The organism is Sporanaerobacter acetigenes DSM 13106, assembly GCF_900130025.1.
In the GTDB taxonomy this organism is placed as follows: domain Bacteria; phylum Bacillota; class Clostridia; order Tissierellales; family Sporanaerobacteraceae; genus Sporanaerobacter; species Sporanaerobacter acetigenes.
In genome coordinates, this window is record NZ_FQXR01000014.1 from 38,811 (window position 1) to 60,040 (window position 21,230).

General features: G+C 31.4%; 20 protein-coding genes and 2 other annotated features (1 of these 22 only partly in view). Of the genes, 19 read left to right on the forward strand and 1 reads right to left on the reverse strand.

The window, feature by feature from the left end:
- Positions 1-209 precede the first annotated feature (209 nt).
- The 7 genes from fusA (at position 210) to disA (ending at position 9,391) form a co-directional block, all read left to right on the forward strand.
- Positions 210-2,237 carry an elongation factor G gene (gene fusA / locus BUA21_RS11625; RefSeq protein ID WP_072745006.1) on the forward strand — a complete coding sequence of 676 codons (2,028 nt, stop codon included), beginning with the start codon at positions 210-212 and terminating at the stop codon, positions 2,235-2,237.
- Positions 2,238-2,437: 200 nt separating this feature from the next.
- Positions 2,438-2,896, forward strand: a complete 459-nt coding sequence (locus BUA21_RS11630) for a CtsR family transcriptional regulator (protein ID WP_072745007.1) — start codon at positions 2,438-2,440, stop codon at positions 2,894-2,896.
- Positions 2,897-2,906: 10 nt separating this feature from the next.
- On the forward strand, positions 2,907-3,413 hold the full coding sequence (locus tag BUA21_RS11635; protein WP_072745008.1) for a UvrB/UvrC motif-containing protein: 507 nt from the start codon (positions 2,907-2,909) through the stop codon (positions 3,411-3,413).
- A 10-nt stretch (positions 3,414-3,423) separates the two neighbouring features.
- The gene (locus tag BUA21_RS11640) at positions 3,424-4,440 is read left to right on the forward strand and encodes a protein arginine kinase (protein ID WP_084604283.1); all 1,017 of its coding nucleotides are present in this window, start codon (positions 3,424-3,426) and stop codon (positions 4,438-4,440) included.
- 15 nt (positions 4,441-4,455) lie between these two features.
- Positions 4,456-6,888 carry an ATP-dependent Clp protease ATP-binding subunit gene (locus BUA21_RS11645; RefSeq protein WP_072745010.1) on the forward strand — a complete coding sequence of 811 codons (2,433 nt, stop codon included), beginning with the start codon at positions 4,456-4,458 and terminating at the stop codon, positions 6,886-6,888.
- Between the two features lie 71 nt (positions 6,889-6,959).
- Positions 6,960-8,318: a DNA repair protein RadA gene (gene radA / locus BUA21_RS11650; protein ID WP_072745011.1), complete on the forward strand. Its 1,359-nt coding sequence runs from the start codon at positions 6,960-6,962 to the stop codon at positions 8,316-8,318.
- A gap of 2 nt (positions 8,319-8,320) precedes the next feature.
- Positions 8,321-9,391 (forward strand): DNA integrity scanning diadenylate cyclase DisA, encoded by a 1,071-nt coding sequence (gene disA / locus BUA21_RS11655; protein WP_072745012.1) that lies wholly within the window; start codon positions 8,321-8,323, stop codon positions 9,389-9,391.
- A 36-nt stretch (positions 9,392-9,427) separates the two neighbouring features.
- Here the strand turns inward: disA and BUA21_RS11660 are convergent, their stop codons facing one another.
- Entirely contained in the window at positions 9,428-9,844 is a 417-nt protein-coding gene (locus tag BUA21_RS11660; RefSeq protein WP_199229087.1) for a nucleoside triphosphate pyrophosphohydrolase family protein, read from the reverse strand.
- 228 nt (positions 9,845-10,072) lie between these two features.
- Between BUA21_RS11660 and BUA21_RS11665 the strand changes: the two genes are divergently transcribed.
- From BUA21_RS11665 to gltX, 12 genes are all read left to right on the forward strand, one after another.
- A complete protein-coding gene (locus BUA21_RS11665) occupies positions 10,073-10,561 on the forward strand; it encodes a CarD family transcriptional regulator (protein ID WP_072745013.1) in 489 nt (162 codons plus the stop codon).
- 78 nt (positions 10,562-10,639) lie between these two features.
- Entirely contained in the window at positions 10,640-11,737 is a 1,098-nt protein-coding gene (locus BUA21_RS11670) for a PIN/TRAM domain-containing protein (protein WP_072745014.1), read from the forward strand.
- A gap of 107 nt (positions 11,738-11,844) precedes the next feature.
- Positions 11,845-12,585 carry a 2-C-methyl-D-erythritol 4-phosphate cytidylyltransferase gene (gene ispD / locus BUA21_RS11675; protein ID WP_072745015.1) on the forward strand — a complete coding sequence of 247 codons (741 nt, stop codon included), beginning with the start codon at positions 11,845-11,847 and terminating at the stop codon, positions 12,583-12,585.
- Between the two features lie 10 nt (positions 12,586-12,595).
- Positions 12,596-13,069, forward strand: a complete 474-nt coding sequence (ispF, locus tag BUA21_RS11680) for a 2-C-methyl-D-erythritol 2,4-cyclodiphosphate synthase (protein WP_072745016.1) — start codon at positions 12,596-12,598, stop codon at positions 13,067-13,069.
- A gap of 59 nt (positions 13,070-13,128) precedes the next feature.
- Positions 13,129-13,342: a binding site (T-box leader), on the forward strand.
- 49 nt (positions 13,343-13,391) lie between these two features.
- The gene (locus BUA21_RS11685) at positions 13,392-15,119 is read left to right on the forward strand and encodes a proline--tRNA ligase (protein ID WP_072745017.1); all 1,728 of its coding nucleotides are present in this window, start codon (positions 13,392-13,394) and stop codon (positions 15,117-15,119) included.
- Between the two features lie 294 nt (positions 15,120-15,413).
- Positions 15,414-16,751, forward strand: coding sequence for a sensor histidine kinase (locus tag BUA21_RS11690; protein WP_072745018.1), 1,338 nt, complete (start codon positions 15,414-15,416; stop codon positions 16,749-16,751).
- The gene (locus BUA21_RS11695; protein ID WP_072745019.1) at positions 16,744-17,376 is read left to right on the forward strand and encodes an accessory gene regulator ArgB-like protein; all 633 of its coding nucleotides are present in this window, start codon (positions 16,744-16,746) and stop codon (positions 17,374-17,376) included. The genes BUA21_RS11690 and BUA21_RS11695 overlap by 8 nt, the downstream gene beginning before the upstream one ends.
- Positions 17,377-17,499, forward strand: a complete 123-nt coding sequence (locus tag BUA21_RS11700) for a cyclic lactone autoinducer peptide (RefSeq protein ID WP_084604284.1) — start codon at positions 17,377-17,379, stop codon at positions 17,497-17,499.
- 16 nt (positions 17,500-17,515) lie between these two features.
- Positions 17,516-18,244 (forward strand): LytR/AlgR family response regulator transcription factor, encoded by a 729-nt coding sequence (locus BUA21_RS11705; protein ID WP_072745020.1) that lies wholly within the window; start codon positions 17,516-17,518, stop codon positions 18,242-18,244.
- A 171-nt stretch (positions 18,245-18,415) separates the two neighbouring features.
- The gene (locus tag BUA21_RS11710) at positions 18,416-18,601 is read left to right on the forward strand and encodes a hypothetical protein (RefSeq protein ID WP_072745021.1); all 186 of its coding nucleotides are present in this window, start codon (positions 18,416-18,418) and stop codon (positions 18,599-18,601) included.
- A gap of 92 nt (positions 18,602-18,693) precedes the next feature.
- The gene (locus BUA21_RS11715; RefSeq protein ID WP_072745022.1) at positions 18,694-19,554 is read left to right on the forward strand and encodes a DUF1002 domain-containing protein; all 861 of its coding nucleotides are present in this window, start codon (positions 18,694-18,696) and stop codon (positions 19,552-19,554) included.
- A 77-nt stretch (positions 19,555-19,631) separates the two neighbouring features.
- Positions 19,632-21,119 carry a glutamate--tRNA ligase gene (gltX, locus tag BUA21_RS11720; RefSeq protein WP_072745023.1) on the forward strand — a complete coding sequence of 496 codons (1,488 nt, stop codon included), beginning with the start codon at positions 19,632-19,634 and terminating at the stop codon, positions 21,117-21,119.
- Positions 21,120-21,171: 52 nt separating this feature from the next.
- Positions 21,172-21,230: a binding site (T-box leader), on the forward strand; it runs 155 nt beyond the window's last position.

A 21,230-nucleotide genomic window follows, 5' to 3' on the forward strand; every position in this document is an offset into this window, starting at 1 on the left:
TAGGCAAGTTCAAAAAGCACTAGGATAATTATAGTATTCATGATATAATTTAAATTGGTACTAAATATTTATTTTTCCTGCATAAATTGGTTTCTTAGGGAAATATTAATTTTAAAATTGATTATAAGGTTTTAAAAGGAATTTTAAAATCTTTGTAGAATATTTAGAATTGATAAAAAATAATAGACTGGCTAAGGGGGAAAGATATAATGAAAGTATACCAAACAGATCAAATCAGGAATGTAGCTTTAATAGGACATGGAAGTAGTGGAAAGACAACATTGACAGAAGCAGTTTTGTTTGCTACAGGAGTGACAAAAAGGCAAGGAAGAGTTGAAGATGGAAATACAGTTTCAGATTTTGACAAAGAAGAAATGGCTAGAAAAGTATCTATTGGAGCTTCTGTAATCCCTACTGAGTGGGAAAACATAAAATACAATTTTTTAGATACACCCGGGTATTTTGACTTTGCAGGGGAAATGTACGGAGCATTGCGTGCAAGTGAAGCAGCAATTATATTGGTAGATGCTTCAGCGGGAGTAGAAGTAGGAACTGAAAAAGCTTGGCAATATACAGAAAAAAATAAAATTCCTAAAATGATATTTTTGAACAAAATGGATAAGGAAAACGTTAGTTTTGAAAAAGTATTAGCTCAATTGAAAGAAAATTTTGGAGATAAAATAGTACCTTTTACATTACCAATAGGTGAGGCAGAAAGTTTTAAAGGATTAGTCGATATAGTAGATGAGGTGGAAATTCCAGCAGAACTTGCAGATGAAGCTAGTTCAATAAAGGAAATGCTTACTGAAAAAGTAGCAGAAACAGATGAAGAATTGATGGAAAAGTATTTTGAAGGAGAAGCTTTTACAAAGGAAGAATTTGAAAAAGGATTAAAATTGGCATTTATGAATTGTGATCTTGTTCCATTGATAGTAGGTTGTGCTGAAAAGGCTATAGGTATTGAGGTATTATTAGACATGATTGGAAGATTTGTTCCTGCACCAAATGAAGTTGGAGCAAATGTTGGTTATAGGGGAGAAGAAAAAATAGAGAGAAAGGTTGATTCAAAAGAACCTTTTTCAGCCATTGTATTTAAGACTATTGTCGACCCATTTGTTGGAAAACTTTCTGTATTTAAAGTTCTATCTGGCAAAATGACAAAAGATCAAGAACTATACAATCCTAACAAAGATGATAGTGAAAAACTAGGAGGATTGTTTGTACTTCGAGGTAAAAATCAAATTGAAGTATCTGAAATTGTAGCCGGAGATATTGGTGCTACTTCAAAATTACAAATAACTCAAACTGGAGATACTCTTTGTGATAAGGGAAATATTATACAATTTGAAAAAATTGAGTATCCAGAACCATGCTTGTTTTTAGCAGTGGAACCAAAATCAAAAGGCGATGAAGATAAAATTGGTTCATCCTTGCAGAGACTTACAGAGGAAGACCCTACTTTTGTAGTTGAAAGAAATAGTGAAACTAAGCAGCAATTAATTGGAGGTCAAGGAAACATGCAACTTGCTGTTATTGTGAATAAACTTAAGAATACTTTTGGAGTAGATGTAAACTTGACAGATCCAAAGATTGCTTATAGAGAGACTATCAAAGGAACTGCTAGTGTTCAAGGTAAACACAAGAAACAATCAGGTGGTGCAGGTCAGTATGGAGATGTTCACATGAGATTTGAGCCATGTGAAGAAGAATTTATATTTGACGAAGAAATATTTGGTGGTTCTGTACCAAAACAATATATACCAGCAGTTGAAAAAGGCATTAGAGAGTGTTTAGATCATGGTGTATTGGCAGGATATCCTGTAGTTAATATAAAAGCTGTGTTGTTTGATGGTTCATATCATCCAGTAGATTCAAATGAAATGGCGTTTAAGATAGCTGCATCTCTTGCGTTTAAGAAGGGGATTGAGGCAGCAAAACCTGTTCTTTTAGAACCAATCATGAAAGTAGAAATACTTATACCAGAAGAGTATATGGGTGATATAATGGGGGATATGAACAAACGTAGAGGAAGGATACTTGGAATGGAACAACAAGAAGATGGTTCACAACTTGTTATGGCTGAAGCTCCTATGGCAGAAATGTTCAAGTATGCAATTGACCTTAGAAGTATGACTCAAGCTAGAGGAAGTTTCAGAATGGAATTTGCAAGATATGAAGAAGTCCCATCAAATATAAGTGAGAAAATAATAGAAGAAGCAAAAGCTGAAAAAGAATAAAAATAGTTGAAAATAAGAAGAAAAGTTTATTGAGAAAAATAGAGAAATAGTAAGGTATCAAGAGAATATATGAAGAAACATCATGTATTTTCATGGTACCTTCTTTTATACCTTTAAATGCCTATTGAAAAATGTATGAATATAAGTAAAAATCTATTTAGAAGGACAAAGAAAGTCAAAGTCAAAAGAGAGGTGTAAAAATGCCAAGATTGAGCAATATAATAGAAGAATTTATAAAGGAACTTTTAGAAGAAACTGAAGATGGTATTGTGGAAATTCAGAGAAATGAATTGGCGGATTATTTCGATTGCGCTCCTTCTCAAATCAACTATGTGCTTACAACTAGATTTACTCCATATATGGGGTATTATGTTGAGAGTAGAAGGGGCGGAGGTGGGTATATAAAAATTGTAAAGGTAGGAATAGATGATGATGATAATATAAATAATTTGATTGTAAATGCCATAGGAGATTCTATCACCAAAACAAAAGCCTATAGTATAATAAATAGTCTTATGGAAGAGGGCATTATAACAGAAAGAGAAGGAAATCTGATGAAAGTAGCTGTTGGAGATAGATCGCTTTCTCCTGCTACTGACAGGAATGTACTGAGGGCTAATATTTTAAAGAATATGTTATTGATTTTGTTGAAAGAATAGGAGTGATATTATGCTATGCCAAGAATGTGGGAAAAATCCTGCAACTATGCATTTTACTAAAATAGTCAATGGAGATATAACTGAACTTCATCTTTGTGATGAATGTGCAAAGAAACATAAAGAATTTGATTTTGATACAACTTTTTCGTTTCATAAATTCTTAACAGGGCTTATAGATAACATACAAGGAGAGTCATTTAAAGAAGAAAACATTGATATAAAATGTGATGTATGTGGTATGAGCTATTCAAGCTTTAAACAATCAGGAAAATTTGGTTGTTCTCATTGCTATGAGTCATTCAAATCAAAACTTATACCATTGTTAAAGGAAGTTCATGGACACGATACCCATATAGGTAAAATACCTAAAAGAGCTGGAGGAGCAATCGGTATAAAAAAAGAAATTGGAAAACTCAAAAGTCAGTTGGATATCTTGATTAAGAATGAAGAATTTGAAAAAGCTGCGGAAGTTAGAGATAAAATAAAATCTCTTCAAAATGAAATTGAAAATGATTAGAGGTGGTAAAATGATAAAATGGTTGGAAGATAGTGGAGTAGAAGATGATGTGGTTATCAGTAGTCGTATAAGAATTGCTAGAAATCTAGAAAATTTTAAATTTCCTCAAATAATGAACAGAGAAGAAGCTGAAGATATAAGTTTAAAAATATTAAATGTAGCCAAAAAATCTGATGGTTTTAATGATTATAAATTTTATAGAGTAAATGACCTTTCCGTTTTAGAAAAAAATGTATTTATAGAAGAACATTTAATTAGCCCAAATCTTGTGCAAAATCAAGAAAAGGGTAGTTTTCTTTTAAAGAATGATGAAAGTGTTACTATTATGATAAACGAAGAAGATCATCTAAGGATACAATGTCTTTCATCAGGATTAAATTTGGAGGAATTGTGGAGTGCAGCTAACAATATAGATGATATTCTTGAAGAAAGTTTGGATTTTGCTTTTGATGAAAAATTTGGTTACCTTACTTCTTGTCCTACAAATACAGGCACTGGCATGAGAGCTTCTGTTATGATACATTTGCCTTCATTAGTTTTTACGGGATATATGAACAATATTTATCAGGCATTAAGTCAAATAGGGCTTACTGTTAGGGGACTTTATGGAGAAGGGACCAGTGCTTTGGGAAATATTTTTCAAATATCTAATCAAACCACATTAGGTGAAACAGAAGAGGAAATCATTCAAAAGCTTAAGAATGTCATTATTCAAATAGCAGATAAAGAAAGAGAAGTTAGAAATAAATTGCTTAATACAAGACAAATTGAAATAGAGGATAAAGTATTTAGATCTATGGGGATTCTTAAATATTCAAGAATTCTTTCATCTAATGAAGCTATGTCTCTTCTTTCTGATGTAAAAATGGGAATAGAAATGGGTATAATTAAAAATATAGAACCTAAAGAGATAAATAAACTGATGATACTTATTCAACCAGCAAGTTTACAAAAATATTTTGAAACTGATTTGACTGCAGAAAAGAGAGATATAAAAAGAGCAGAATTGATAAGAGAAAAGATTTAGGAGAGGAGGAGTAAAATGGCGATGTTTGGTAGGTTTACAGAAAGAGCACAGAAATCTATACTATTGGCCCAAGAAGAAGCACAGAGATTTAAACACAATTATGTGGGGACTGAACATTTGCTATTAGGCCTTATTGCTGAAGGAGAAGGTATTGCGGCAAAGGCATTAGCTAATGAAGGCGTAGATTTGGAGACTGCTAGGGAACAAGTGGCGAATGCAGTTGGGTATGGAAATTATGAAACTGATATATTGGGATTTACTCCAAGAACTAAAAGAGTATTTGAACTAAGTTTTTTAGAAGCTAGAAATTTGGGAAACAATTATATTGGCACAGAACATATACTATTAGGCCTTATTGGAGAAGGTGAAGGTGTAGCAATAGCTATTTTAAGAAGCCTAGGAGTGGATATTGAAAGACTTAAAGGTAGTATAATAGAAATGTTCAAAGAAAGTTATTCAAAATCAAATCAAGGAGAAATGGAAGATAGTACACCAAATTTAGATAAGTACAGTAGAGATTTAAATGTTCTAGCTAAGGAGGGAAAAATAGATCCCGTTATAGGTAGGATGAAAGAAATTGAAAGAGTTATTCAAGTATTAAGTAGGAGAACTAAAAACAATCCTTGTTTAATTGGAGAACCCGGAGTAGGAAAAACTGCTATAGCTGAAGGCTTGGCACAAAAAATTGTAGAAGGCCAAGTGCCAGAAATAATCAAGGATAAAAGGGTTGTTGCGTTGGATTTACCAAGTATGCTTGCAGGAGCTAAGTACAGAGGAGAGTTTGAAGAAAGACTTAAGGCTGTAATGAAAGAAATAAATGAATCTGGAAATGTAATTTTATTTATAGATGAATTGCATACAATAGTTGGTGCTGGTGCAGCAGAAGGAGCTATAGATGCTTCAAATATATTGAAACCTGTTCTTGCAAGAGGAGAGCTTCAAGTTATTGGTGCCACCACTATAGATGAATATAGAAAATACATTGAAAAAGACTCAGCATTAGAAAGAAGGCTTCAACCTATTATGGTAGAAGAACCTACTGTAGAAGATACCATAAAGATTTTGGAAGGCTTAAGAGATAGATACGAAGCTCATCATAGGGTCAATATCACAGATGAAGCTATCCATGCAGCAGCAGAGCTTTCAAATAGATATATTACTGATAGATTTTTACCAGATAAAGCAATAGATTTAATAGATGAAGCTGCTTCTATGGTGAGGTTAAAATCCATTACGGCACCTGAAGATTTAAAGACAATTGAAGAAAAACTTGAGGAATTGGCTCAGGAAAAGGAAGAGGCTATAAATACTCAAAACTACGAGAAGGCTGCTAAAATAAGGGATAGGGAAAAAGAACTTAAGGAAGAATTAAACAATGAAAAGGTGAGATGGGAGCAAGAAAAGAAATCTACAACCTTGGAAGTTAAATATGAAGAAATAGCAAAGGTTGTATCAAATTGGACTGGTGTTCCTGTAACAAAGATGACTACTGAAGAAAGTGAAAGACTTCTAAATTTAGAAGAGATACTTCACGAAAGAGTTATAGGGCAAAATCAAGCTGTTGAGGCTGTGTCAAGGGCTGTAAGAAGAGCTAGAGTAGGTCTTAAGGACCCTAAAAAGCCTGTAGGGACTTTTATATTTGTAGGGCCAACTGGAGTTGGAAAAACTTATCTTGCAAAGGCCCTAGCAGAAGCATTATTTGGCGATGAAGATGCCATGATACGTATAGACATGTCTGAGTATATGGAAAAACATTCTGTGTCTAAACTCATCGGTTCTCCACCAGGATATGTAGGATATGATGAAGGCGGACAATTGACAGAGTTAGTTAGAAGAAAACCATATTCTGTAGTTCTATTTGATGAAATAGAAAAAGCACATCCAGATGTATTCAATGCATTGCTCCAAATATTAGATGATGGAAGACTTACAGATTCAAAAGGAAGAACTGTTGATTTTAAAAATACAGTTATAATTATGACATCTAATGTAGGAGCTACGACTCTTAAAAAGCAAAATGTATTGGGATTTTCATCTGGAAAAGATGAAGAAAAAGAAGAATATGAAAAAATAAAAGAAAATATTACAGAGGAATTGAAACGAACATTTAGACCTGAGTTTTTAAATAGAGTTGATGAGATCATTATGTTCCATCCATTAAATGAGGAAAATGTAAGTGAAATTGTAGATATCATGATAAAGGATTTGGAAAAGAGACTTAAGAAGATGGATATAAGTATCAATGTTAGTGAAGATACTAAAAAATATATTAGTAAAAAAGGATTTGATCCAGTTTATGGTGCTAGACCTCTAGAAAGAACTATAACCAAGATGATAGAAGATCAATTGGCAGAAGAAATACTGAAAGGAAATGTATCTAGAGATGACAATATAATCATCGACTGCAAAGAGGATAAACTCTTATTCAATAAAGAACCTGTATCTTAGATATAGGTTCTTTTATTTATAAAAGAAATATAGTAGGATATAGTTGATAGCAATTGATGAGGAGGGGTGATATGGGAAAGACTAAAACTAAATTTGTGTGTCAAAATTGCGGATATGAAACTTTTAAATGGATGGGAAAATGTCCATCTTGCAATGAATGGAATAGTTTTGTAGAAGAAATATATGAAAAGAGGGACAAAGCAAATATAATACAAAGAGATGTATCTGTAGAAAAACTTATAGATGTTGAAATAGATGAAGAAGACAGAATAAAAACAGATATGGAAGAACTTGATAGGGTTTTAGGAGGAGGAATAGTTAAAGGTTCATTAATATTAGTTGGAGGGGATCCTGGGATAGGAAAATCTACCTTATTGATACAAGTGGCAAATCATCTTTCAAATAAGGGTTTAAAAATTTTATATGTATCCGGAGAAGAATCACCTAAACAAGTGAAAATGAGAGCTGAAAGATTAAATTTAAAATCTGATGAATTATATATTTTATCAGAGACAAATTTGGATATAATAAGAAATGTAATAGAGAAAATATTGCCAAATGTGTTAATCATAGATTCTATTCAGACTGTATACAATAGTGAAATAGCTTCAGCTCCAGGAAGTGTTAGTCAAGTAAGAGAAGCTACTCATGTATTGATGAAAATAGCTAAAAGAAACGGTATTGCTACTTTTATTGTTGGTCATGTAACTAAAGAAGGGTCTATAGCAGGACCTAGGGTCTTGGAACATATGGTAGATACAGTACTATATTTTGAAGGAGAAATGTATCAAAGCTATAGAATACTTAGGGCTGTTAAAAACAGATTTGGTTCCACTAATGAAATTGGCATGTTTGAAATGAGAGATATAGGATTGGTAGAAGTGAAAAATCCATCGGAAGTTCTACTTTCAGGAAGACCAGAGAATTCTTCTGGAACCGTTGTAGTTCCTAGCATGGAGGGTACAAGACCTATGCTTGTGGAAATACAGTCATTGGTTAGTGCTACAGCTTTTGGCATGCCAAGAAGAACTGCTATGGGAATAGATTATAATAGAGTTGTTCTGATGGTTGCAGTTCTTGAGAAAAAAATAGGATATAATATGCAAAATAGTGATGTTTATATAAACATTGCAGGTGGACTTCAAACAAAAGAACCAGCTATAGATTTGGGGATTATAACCTCTATAGCTTCAAGTTATAGAGATATATATGTAGATCCAAATACTGTTATTATGGGAGAAGTGGGTCTTACAGGGGAAGTGAGAAGAATAAGTTTTATAGATAAGAGAATTTATGAAGCTTCGAAGCTTGGTTTCAATAGAGCTATAATACCTAATATAAATACCAAGGATTTAAATAAGATAGAAGGCATAGATGTAATTGGTGTTGATAGTGTGGAAGAAGCAATGGAAATTGTTTTAGGAGGATAGATATGAAAGATTCCAAAAAAGATATGTATAGATCTATGAGTATAATAGCACCAGGAACCCTTTTAAGAGAAGGACTTGAAAGCATAGTGAGAGCTAAAACAGGTGCTTTAATAGTAGTAGGAGATAATGAAGAAGTCTTAAAAATTGTTGATGGAGGTTTCAACATAAATAGTGATTTTACAGCTGCTTATCTTTATGAATTGGCAAAGATGGACGGAGCCATAATACTTAGCAGTGACTGTAAAAAAATACTTTATGCCAATGCTCAACTCATTCCAGATCAGTCTATTTTATCAAGAGAAACGGGTATACGTCATAGAACAGCGGAAAGAGTAGCAAAACAAACGGATACATTGGTTATAGCCATTTCTCAAAGGAGAAATATCATTACTTTATATAAGGGAAACAACAAATATGTATTAAGAGAATCTAGCGAAATACTTGATAAAGCAAATCAAGCTATACAGACATTGGAAAAATACAAAAATGTGTTAAATCAAGATATGGGAAATTTGACTGCATTAGAGTTTGAAGATTTAGTTACGGTTTATGATATAGTCAAAGTTATTCAGAGATTGGAAATGGTCATGAGAATATCAGATGAAATAGAAAGATATATTTTGGAGTTGGGAAATGAAGGAAGACTTATAAGTATGCAATTAGATGAACTTATGAGTGGAGTAGTGGAAGACGGAATAAATATTATAAAGGATTATTCAAATTGGCCTGATAAATCTCATGAAGAAATAAAAAAATCCATAAGGGAACTTTCTTCAGAGGAACTTTTGGATTTTTATACTATAGCTAGGACAATGGGATATGATGGTGGAATTTCAGCATTGGATACAAGTGTTTATCCTAAAGGCTATAGAATACTTGGCAAAATACCAAGACTTCCAGCAGGCGTATTGGAAAATTTGGTGAAGATGTTTGGCAGTTTTCAAAAAATATTGAAAGCTTCCACAAAAGAATTAGATTTAGTTGAGGGCATAGGGGAAGTAAGAGCTAGGACTATTAAGGAAGCTCTAAGAAGATTTCAAGAACAAATATTTTTAGACAGGCACATAATATGAGAGCTAAACTGGAAGATTCCAATTTAGCTCTTAATTTTATTTAAGATTATATATTCCTAGAGTTTTGAGATTATCATATTCATTATTTAATATATCAGATAAATTTATTTCTAATGTGTCACAAAGAGCTGCTAAATAGAATAGGTAAGAGCCTATTTCTTCTTCTATTTTTTCACTACAAACTTCACATAGTTCTCCTTCTAGATGACTTTTTAGTGATTTTTTAAGTTCTTCTAAAGATTCGCTATTGTATTCTTGTTTTTTTGCATCTATTGAAATGCATCCACAAGAAGTGACGGATTTAATCACAGCTCTATTAATTCTAGCATTATATTCATCTAGTTTAGTGATTATATCTAAAATGCTCTTGTGTCTTATGAGTACATTAGATGTCATTTCTTGAAAATCGCTGCAGTTTATATTTGTATTTATGTTTTCAATGTTTTTGTCCATTTCTCCCACCCCAGTCAAATTATTTGATTTATATTTTCATTATACTTATGTGGACAAGTCATTGTCAAATAATTCTTATATTTTATTAAATGGTTTCAAAAGAAAATTATTGAAATAACTTTGAGTTGACAAGATATCATGCTATGTGGTAAAATAATAAATTTGACATTCATTCCCTATTATTGTATACTGTTATAGTAGTGAGAATTATATTGGGAGGTTTTCGTTATGTTTAATATAGGAGACAAAATTGTTTATCCTATGCATGGTGCAGGTGTAATTGTGGCTATTGAAGAAAAGGAAATATTGGGAAGAAGGAGAAAATATTATATAATGAAAATGCCTATTGGGGATATGAAAGTAATGGTACCTGTAGATAATGTAAAAGAGATAGGCATAAGAGAAGTAATAGATGATGAAGAAATAGAACAAGTATTTGAAGTGCTAAAAGGAAGCAAGACTAAAATGCCTCAAAATTGGAACAGACGCTATAGACTAAATATGGATAAAATAAAAAGTGGAAATATTTATGAAATAGCATCAGTAGTTAGAAATCTCATGATAAGAGATGCTGAAAAAGGTTTGTCAACTGGCGAGAGAAAAATGTTAAATAGTGCTAAACAAATGCTTGTGAGCGAATTAGTATTGGCAAAGGGAATAGATAGAGACCAAACAGAAATGCTAATAGATGAGGCCATAAATTGTCCTTCGATCTAAAAAAGGTATATATTTATAGTTTTTTGTTATATAATTTATTATTATGGAAATATATAATATAAAGGAGGAGGTGAATTTATGGTTGATAAAATTGCTAAATTTGTAATATCTTTAGTAGGGGTTCTGATTGGATATGGAATTACAGCTGGATTAAAAAATATTGAAGCTTTGAGATTGGCAGATGGTGGACTTTTTGCATTTTTTATTTTCATCATTGTAATGGTTGCATCTGGAATTATTTTCTTCTTTTTATCACCACATTTTATAAAAGGAATCCGAAAGTTTATTCATTTCTTAGAAGTGGAAATTCAAAACAGACCTGCGTCTGATATTATTCTGGGTTCTGTTGGATTAATAGTTGGTTTAATTATAGCATATCTCTTGAGCCAACCATTTTACAATATAAAGGTTCCGTATTTAGGAGTGATTGTTTCTATTGTATTGTATCTAATATTTGGATATTTAGGAATTAAGATTCCAACTAGAAATAGAGATGATTTTACAAATTCATTGAATGTTTTCAAGAAAAATACTGGAAAAGAAAAAGTAAAAACCAGTAGCAAAGCATCTCCTAAAATATTAGATACTAGTGTCATAATAGATGGAAGAATAGCCGATATATGTAAAACTGGTTTTATAGAAGGACCCCTTATAATACCTGAATTTGTACTTGAAGAACTTCAACGTATAGCAGATTCATCGGATTCGCTAAAGAGAAACAGAGGAAGAAGAGGGCTTGATATTTTAAATAAAATTCAAAAAGAATTAGATATAGAAGTTGTCATTTGCGATAAAAAGATTGAAGAAGTACAAGAAGTGGATTCAAAACTTTTAAAACTTGCTCAACAGATGAAGGGAAAAGTTATTACAAATGATTACAATTTAAATAAAGTAGCAGAAGTGCAAGGAATAGAAGTTTTAAATATCAATGAACTTGCAAATGCTATTAAACCTGTAGTTTTGCCAGGAGAAGAAATGGTAGTGCAAGTAATACGAGATGGAAAAGAAATAGGTCAAGGTCTTGCATACCTTGATGATGGAACTATGATAGTTGTAGAAGGTGGGAAAAAGCATATTGGAGAAACTATTGGTGTTTTAGTGACTAGTGTTTTGCAAACTTCTGCAGGAAGAATGATATTTGCTAAGCCAAAGTCAGCAGTAGATAGAGCAGTTTAGGGTCTAGTTTTAGACCCTAATATTTTTTTGCTTTTAGGAGAACATATTTTTATAAATATATTTCTGAATATTTTTCAATATGCTATAATGACTAAGAGGTGAAAAATATGTATGAAAACAATTTTGTTTCAGTTATAGTAGCTGCTGCAGGTATGAGCAACAGGATGAGGAGCAGAATAAATAAACAATTTATTTTTATTGACAATAAACCAGTGCTAGCTCATACATTGGAAAAATTTGAAATGTGTAAATATGTAGATGAGATAATAGTAGTAGCTAAAGAGGACGAGATTGATTATTGCAAAAAAGAGATTGTTAAAAAATATGATTTCAAAAAGGTTAGTAAGGTTGTCAAGGGCGGAAAAGAAAGACAAGATTCTGTATATAATGGATTGTTGGCTTTAGATGAAAAATGTAAAATAGTTTTGATTCACGATGGAGCAAGACCTTTTGTAAAAGTTAAGAATATTGAAGATGGTATTTCTGGAGTAACTAAATATGGAGCTTGTGTTGTAGGAGCACCTGTGAAAGATACTATAAAAGTAGTAGATGACAACAATGACATAAAGAATACTCCCCATAGAAGCCAAATATGGGCAGCTCAAACGCCTCAATGTTTTTGGAGACACATCATTATGCAAGCGTATAAAGCTGCCTTAGATGATAATTTTACTGGAACTGATGATAGTATGCTCGTGGAAAGGCTAGGAGTTCCTGTAAAGATGATCATGGGTTCTTATGAGAATATAAAGATTACTACTCCAGATGATTTAATAGTTGCAGAATCTATGTTAAAAGATAAGGAAATTATTTTTAAGAAAAGAAATTTTGTATTTCAAGGTAGATAGGGTGGTTTGAATGAGAATAGGTATGGGGTATGATGTCCATAAGCTAGTAGAAGGAAGAAAACTAATTGTAGGAGGAGTAGAAATTCCTCATGAAAGGGGACTATTAGGTCATTCAGATGCAGATGTTTTGATTCATGCTATTATGGATAGTATTTTAGGAGCAATGGCTTTAGAAGATATTGGGAAACATTTTCCAGATACGGATAATGCATATAAAAATATATCTAGTATGGTTCTTCTTGAGAAAGTTTATGATATAATGGTGAATAATGGGTATGAAATTGGAAATATAGATTGTGTAGTAGTGGCTCAAAGGCCTAAATTTGCTCCATATATACATATTATGAGAGAAAACATAGGAAGAACTTTAAATACATCTATAGATAATATAAGTATAAAAGCTACTACTACAGAATGGCTTGGATTCGAGGGAAGAGAAGAAGGAATGTCTGCTTATTGTGTATGTATTTTGAATAAAAATTAAATTTTTATTTGACACAATAATCTTTTTTTAGTATTATATTGATAATTACATCAATTTAATATATTGCATTGAAGGGAAATAGTAAATATGAATGGTCAAAAGAGAGGAAATCATAAGGTGAGAGATTTCTGGCCCTCTTTACATTGAACCCGTCCCTGAGTTTTTAGATTGAAAAGAAGTAGGTCTAAACGGTAGTTCCGTTATAACTTTCGAGTGGATTTATTATTTTAAATCTATTAGAGTGGTACCGCGAAGAATACCTTCGTCTCTATTTTGAGATGAAGGTTTTTTTATTCCCAAAAAAGTTAAGGAGGAATTAGAGATGAGGATGTCAAAATTGTATTTACCAACTTTAAGAGAAGTGCCATCTGAGGCTGAAATACCTAGTCACCAACTGCTTTTAAGGGCAGGGATGATGAGAAAATTAGTTTCTGGGGTTTATTCATATTTACCTCTTGGGTATAGAGTCATAAGAAAAATAGAACAAATAGTTAGAGAGGAAATGGATGCTGCAGGTTCTCAAGAATTGTTGATGTCTGCTATACAGCCTAAGGAATTGTGGGAAGCTAGTGGCAGATGGGATAATTTTGGACCTGAAATGTTTAAATTGAAGGATAGAAACGAAAGAGAATTTTGCTTAGGGCCAACTCATGAAGAATATTTTACAAATCTTATAAAGGACGAAGTAAAGTCTTATAAGCAGCTTCCTTTAAATTTGTATCAAATTCAAACTAAATATAGAGATGAAAAGAGGCCAAGATTTGGTCTTATAAGAAGTAGAGAATTTATCATGAAAGATGCTTACAGCTATGACAAGGATTTAGAGGGGCTAGAAGAGTCCTACAAAATCATGTGGGAAGCTTATGAAAAAGTTTTCAATAGATTAAAAATATATTACAAAGTTGTCCAAGGAGATACAGGAGCTATGGGAGGAAAGGTGTCCCACGAATTCATGGCTATGTCAGAAGTTGGAGAAGGTTTAGTTGCGTATTGTGACAGTTGTGACTATGCTGCTACAGATGAAAAAGCTGCTGTAGTTTATAATATTGATGGACAGGATATAGAAGAATTAGACTGTGAAAAAGTTTATACGCCAAATGCAAGGACTATAGAAGATATAGCTGCTTTTTTCAATAGAGGAGAAGAGGGATTTGCTAAAACATTAATATATAATGCTAAAGATGAAATTGCTGTAGTAGTTTTGCCAGGGAATAGAGAACTAAATGAAGTAAAATTGTGCAATTATTTAGGTATAGCAGAACATGAATTGGAGTTGGCAGATGAAGAAACTGTCAAAAAGGTTACAGGAGCAGAAGTTGGATTTGCTGGACCTATAGGACTAAAAGAAGAAGTAAAACTCTTAGTAGATGAAAGGATAACTAAGATGAAAAACTTTATAGTAGGAGCTAATGAAACGGATTATCATATAAAGAATGTAAACTATGGAAGGGATTTCAAAGGTGAAGTGGTAGAGGATTTGTTGCTTATTGAAAAAGGCGATATTTGTCCAAGATGTGGAGAGAAACTTAAGATGGATAGAGGAATAGAGGTGGGGAATATATTCCAATTAGGTACAAAATATAGTGAGAGTTTAGATGCTACTTATTTAGATGAAAATGGGAAGGAAAAACCATTTGTCATGGGTTCCTATGGAATAGGGGTTTCTAGAAGTATGTCAGCTATAGTAGAACAATATCATGATGACAATGGAATTATATGGCCACTGGTTGTAGCACCATATCATGTGATTGTCACTGTAGTGAATATAAAGAATGAAGATCAAATGAATTTAGGAGAAAAGATATACTCCTATTTAGAAGATAGAGGGTTGGAAGCATTGATTGATGATAGGAATGAGAGGGCTGGAGTGAAATTTAAAGATAGAGATTTAATAGGAATTCCTATTAGAATAACTGTAGGGAAAAGGGCTGGTGAGAATATTGTAGAATATTCTTTAAGAAGTAGTGATGACAAAATTGAAATAGATGTAGATGAAATAATGGACAGAATTGAAGAAGAATTTGAAAAAGAAGGGTTAAAAATAAATTAGGGCGCTAAAAGTGCCCTAATTTATTTTTGACTGGATAGTTAGACACAGAAAAAGGACAGTTAGGTTTAAAAAAAGGACAGTTAGGATTTATTGAAGGAATTTAGAGAAAAATGAAGAAATTCAATATACATATAAAATTATGTTGAAATGTACATAATCGTTTGATTATGTCTATAAAAAAAGGCGAATGTTGACGAAAATAGTTGGATAATAAATATACATAATATGGAGGATATTTATCTACAATGTAGAATATAGGTATTGAACTAAATATTAATTGTGGGTGAAGTGTCTATGTTGTATTCAATACCTTGGTATGTTGTACTATTTGAGTCTATTCCAGAAATATTTTTTACTTTGATACTTGGATTTAAATTATTTAATTTAGATATAGAGTTTAAAAAGATTTTCTTGATATCATGTATAGTTTCTATAATAGGATATTTTGCGAGAAAAAATATAACAGTTTATGGGGTTCATACAATAGTATTCATAATATCTTCTCTAATTGCAATAAAAATAATTTTGAGAATAAATTTTATATGTTCTTTTATTTGTATTTCAACTAGTTCTTTAATAAATGGATTATTGCAAAGTTTATTTACTCCAATTTTATTTGGAATATTTCAAAAAGGCACAGAAGATTTGATAGAATTTCCATGGATCAATGTTCTGAATTTTATTCCTTGTGGGCTATTAATGGTTGGGTTTTTCAAATATATAGATAAAAGGAAAATCTATATATTTGATTTAAAAATGTATGAAAATGATGAAAAAAGTTTAATTAAGGACAAGTCAATATTGGTTTTGTTCACAATATTGACACAGGGAATATTTATTATAGTTATGAATCAGAATTTTTATTTATTTTATGAATTCTATGGGACTGGAACACAATATGTTGTAGTAAATTACGTTATTAGTATACAGACTATTTTAGTTTTGATATCTATAAGAGGTCTTGGAAGTGATATAGAGAATAAAGTTGAAATGAATTTTTTAAAGACCCATCTTAAACAAATGGAAGGTTTATACAATGTGTTGAGAACTCAAAATCATGAACATAAGAGACATATTCAAACCATCCAATCTATGATTTATTTAGATGAAATACAATCTGCAAAAGAATATATTGATGGACTAAGTGAAAACTACAGTCAAACAGATGATGTAATATATGTGGGAAATATGGCCTTGACAGCTCTCATAAATGATAAGCGAAAAGTAGCTGAAATGAACAATGTAAATTTCGATTTTTCTATAAATTGTATTTTAAGTAAACTAAAAATAAATTCTTGGGATTTATGTAGTATATTGGGGAATCTCTTAGACAATGCCTTTGAAATTGTCATAAAGAAAAGAGACAATAGACAGGTAAAGCTAGAAATCAATTATATAGATGACAAATATGTTGTTGAAGTGTCTAACAATGGAGAAAAGATATCTGAAATAGAGATAGATAAAATATTTGAGCCAGGATATACCACCAAAGGTTCGGTAGGAAGAGGATATGGATTGTTTTTAACTAAAAGTCTTATAGAAAAGTATGGTGGTACTATAGAAGTTTATTGTCAAGAAGATACTGTTTTTCAAATAGTGTTTCCATACAAGGAAGGTGGATTAAGTGAATAGAGATTTAGCTTTAAAAATTTCAGCTAAATTAGCTGAAAAATTAGATGGAAGTAAGCAAGACGTTGAAATTTGGGCTTATGGTTTGGAAATAATATTGAACTCCGTTATCAAATTTTTAATTATAGCTGTATTGTCTGTTTTTTTAGGAATCTTTCAATATACTATGTTTTGTATTATAGCTTTTGCCTTTTTTCGTCATTTTGGTGGAGGGGTACATTTTAGCACATATTTGCGATGTTTAAGTTTTGGAGTGATGACTTTTTTGATTTCAGGGAAAATAGCATCTTTAGATAAATTGTCGATTATTCAGGAGATGTTTTTTTATATGACACTAGTCTTAGGAGTGTTGACTATTGTGAAATGGGTTCCTGCAGATACAAAGAAAAAGCCCATAAAAGAAAAAGAAAAAATAAAAGAGCAAAAAATGAAAACTACTGTAGTGCTGGTTTTTTGGTTAATACTCACAATATTTTTGGACAAGCAAGGAAAAAACACCTATATTCCAGCTATTGTCTTGGGTGCTTTTGAAAGTCTTTTGTTTATGACTCCTTTTGGATACTGGATGATAAATGGAATAGACAATTTTTTAAATAAAATATTTATAAAAACTGAGGAGGTGAAATAAATGATTAAAGGTATTCTTGCTATTTTCGCATCGATATTAGGCACAGTTGCATCAACAGGAGCTAATGCTGCTAGTATGTTTATTTATTATGAGCCAGATGTACCTGATTGTTTAAAGAAGTAGGGGTTGATGTTGTTTAATGAAATTTCTTGTTTTAGAAGACGAGGTTTATACTCGAAAATTCATAAAAAAAATCATATCAGAAAATGCTCCTACATCAGAAGTATTTGATACATCAAATAGCAGAGATGCTATAAACTTAGCTATAGATCATCACCCCCCAATAGCTATGCTAGATATGGAACTTGAGGGTGACGATTTAAATGGTTTGGAAGTAGGTAGAATGATTCAAAAAATTAATCCTGAGACTAAAATAGTCTTTATTACTGGTCATTCTAAGTATGCAGTATCTGCTTTTGATGTACATCCTTATGACTATATTTTGAAACCTATAAATGTCAAGAGACTTATAGAAACTATAGTGACTTTAACCAATAGTATAGAAAAAAATTCTGTAAATGAGAAAAAGGGTATAGAAAAAATTGTAGTAAAAAATGGGAATGAGATGCTTTTTATATCCGTAGAGAATATATTATATGTAGAAAAGGCAGATAGAAATACTATTATACACGATGAAAATAATGCTTATTGTGTTCAAGATACCTTGCAGGAATTGGAGATGAAATTAGGAAATAATTTTTTACGGGTTCATAAGTCTTATATCGTAAATAAAGACAAAATAGACAAAATAAAAGAGGTTGGGGAAAGAACTTATGAAATAAAGTTTTTAAATAGTCATAAGGTAGCAGCTATGAGCAGAACAGGATATGGAAAATTCAAAGAAGAGTTAAAGAACAGAATATTGTAAACAATAACAAAAATGGTACGTCAATATTGGCGGACCATTTTTGTGTTCAATTGTGGCTGAAATGTGGCTAGTTGGACATGAAAATAGGGCAGTTGTGAAAAAATAAAGGACTTTTTACATAGTTATAGAAAATATAATAGGTTAAAGTTAAAATTTTGAAGGGGTGTGTTTATGAGTCTTATAAAAGATGATTTAAAGGATCTTTGTATTATGGTCATGTTCATGTTGGATTCCTTGAAAAGGGAAGGTCTCATAAGCGAAGAGGAATATAAAAAGAATATTAAAGTGAAAGAAGAATTTTTAAAAAACATTTCTGAAGAAATAGATGTAGGAATAAAAAAGTCGAAAACGGTTTAAGTGATTTGAAATAATTTATCCTTGTAAAACTTGTAATAATAAGTTATTCTATGATATAAGGTATTGTATAAAATTAATTTGAGGTGATATTCATGTTTAAAAGAATGACTTCTATTACGCTGATATTTATTTTATTGTTTTCTAGTTTTGCAATTGCAGATGAAGTGGCTACTGTAGACAAAGTTGTAAGTTTGGGTAAAAATCTTACAGACTCTCAAAGAAGTCAAATGTTAAATTATTTTGGTGTGGATAAAAATATAGAAACAATAGAAGTAACCAATGAAGAAGAACGGCAATACTTGGGTAAATATATAGATAACAAACTTTTAGGAACTAGAGCTTTATCTTGTGCTTATGTAGAAAAGCTAGATGAAGGAGAAGGAATAACTGTAGAAACTTACAATATAACCTGGGTAACAGAAGATATGTATAAAAATGCCTTAATTACTGCAGGAATAAAAGATGCAAAGGTAATTGTTGCAAGTCCTGTGAAAGTTTCAGGAACTGCTGCTCTTACGGGAATTATGAAAGCTTTTGAAGATATTACAGGAGAAAATTTGACTAAAAAAGAAAAGGAAGTTGCTAGTGAAGAAATAGCTAAAACTGCAATGCTTGGAAATGAAATAGGTCAAGAAAAGGCTAGTGAATTGATTGAAAACATAAAAATAGATGTGGTTGCAAACAATATAAAAAGCAAGAAAGACATAAGAAGAGCAGTACAGGCAGCAACAAGAGAATTAGGTGTAGAATTGACAGATGAACAGACAGACGAAGTGGTTTCTCTCATGAAGAGAATTGCAAAACTAAATTTAGATTTAAATGACATAAGGACACAGCTCAAGGATATATCAGGGAAAATAGATAAGATTTCACAGCAAAATGAAGAAGTGAAGTCTTTATTGAATAAAATTGTTGATTATTTTGGAAAACTTTTTAGTAAGCTTTTTGGATAATAAAAAGGTTAATTTCTTGATGCCCATATAGAGGTAGTATATAATAGATTGGTAGACTATTTAGGAGGTGTCGCAAATTGGATGATGTAAGAGTTAGATTTGCACCAAGTCCAACAGGATATTTACATATTGGTGGACTTAGAACTGCATTATATAATTATTTATTTGCAAAAAACAATAATGGAAAGTTTATATTGAGAATAGAAGATACAGATAGAACTAGATTTGTGGAGGGAGCTATAGAAAATTTAGTTAATTCTCTAAAATGGGCTGGAATAGAAGTAGATGAAGGGGTGACCCTTGATGAAAATGGAAAAATTAAACAAGTAGGAGAATATGGACCATATATTCAATCTGAAAGATTAGATATTTATAGAAAATATGTAGATGAACTTATTGAAAAAGGTTATGCATATTATTGTTTTTGTACTAAAGAGAGATTAGATAAGGTAAGAGAAGAGCAAAAAATAAAGGGACTTGTGCCTAAATATGATGGTTTTTGTAGAAATATTTCAATAGAAGAGGCAAAAAAAAGAATTGCTGATGGAGAAGAATATGTAGTAAGACTAAAATTGCCCCAAAATGTAGATATCAAATTTCATGATATTGTTAGAGGGGATATAGTTATAAATACAAATGATTTAGATGATCAAGTACTTTTAAAATCTGATGGATTTCCTACATATCATTTAGCTGTAGTTGTAGATGATCATCTTATGAATATAACTCATATAGTTAGAGGTGAAGAATGGTTGCCATCAGCACCAAAGCATGTATTTTTGTATCAAGCTTTTGGCTGGGAGGCTCCAGAATATGTTCATCTTCCAACTGTGTTAAATAAAGATAGAAAAAAATTGAGCAAAAGGCAAGGAGATGTATCGGTAGAAGACTTTAGAGCGAGTGGCTATCTTCCAGAAGGATTAGTTAATTATCTTGCTCTTGTAGGATGGAGCCCAGAAGGAAATGAAGAAATTCTTTCTATGGATGAGTTAATAAATGAATTTTCATTTGAAAGGGTTTCAAAAACTGGAGGAATTTTTGATAAAGATAAGTTAGATTGGGTAAATAGTCATTATATAAGAAGTTCAAGTCCTGAAAGGATTGCAGATTTAGCGATACCTTATTTAAAGGAAGCAAATTATATAACAGATGAAGATATAAATAAGAGATATGACTGGATAAAGGCAATGGTCATTACAGTGCAGGAAAGTTTATCTACAACAAAGGAAATTGTAGATAAAGTAGATATTTTCTTTAAGGATAAGGTAGAACTTGAAAGCGATGAAGTTCTTGAAGTACTTAAAGGTGAACAAGTTCCTACTTTATTTGAGGCCATAAGAGAGGAATTAGGTGAAGTAGAAGAATTAGATGAAGAACTTTGTGGTGGTCTTATGAAGAAGATACAAAAGAAAACAGGAATAAAAGGTAAGAATTTATATATGCCTGTGAGAGCAGCTCTTACTGGAAATCTTCATGGACCAGAACTTGTGAATATTTTATATGTTTTGGGTAAACAAAATATATTAAAACGCATAGAATATGTAGAAAATAATTATTTAAAATAGGTCTTGAATATTTAGTTTAAATAGTGTAAAATGTTATCCAATATTTTAATATAAAAAAGTTATGAAAAGGGAAAGTAGATTTAATATACTCACAGAGAGAGGTTTTTACCT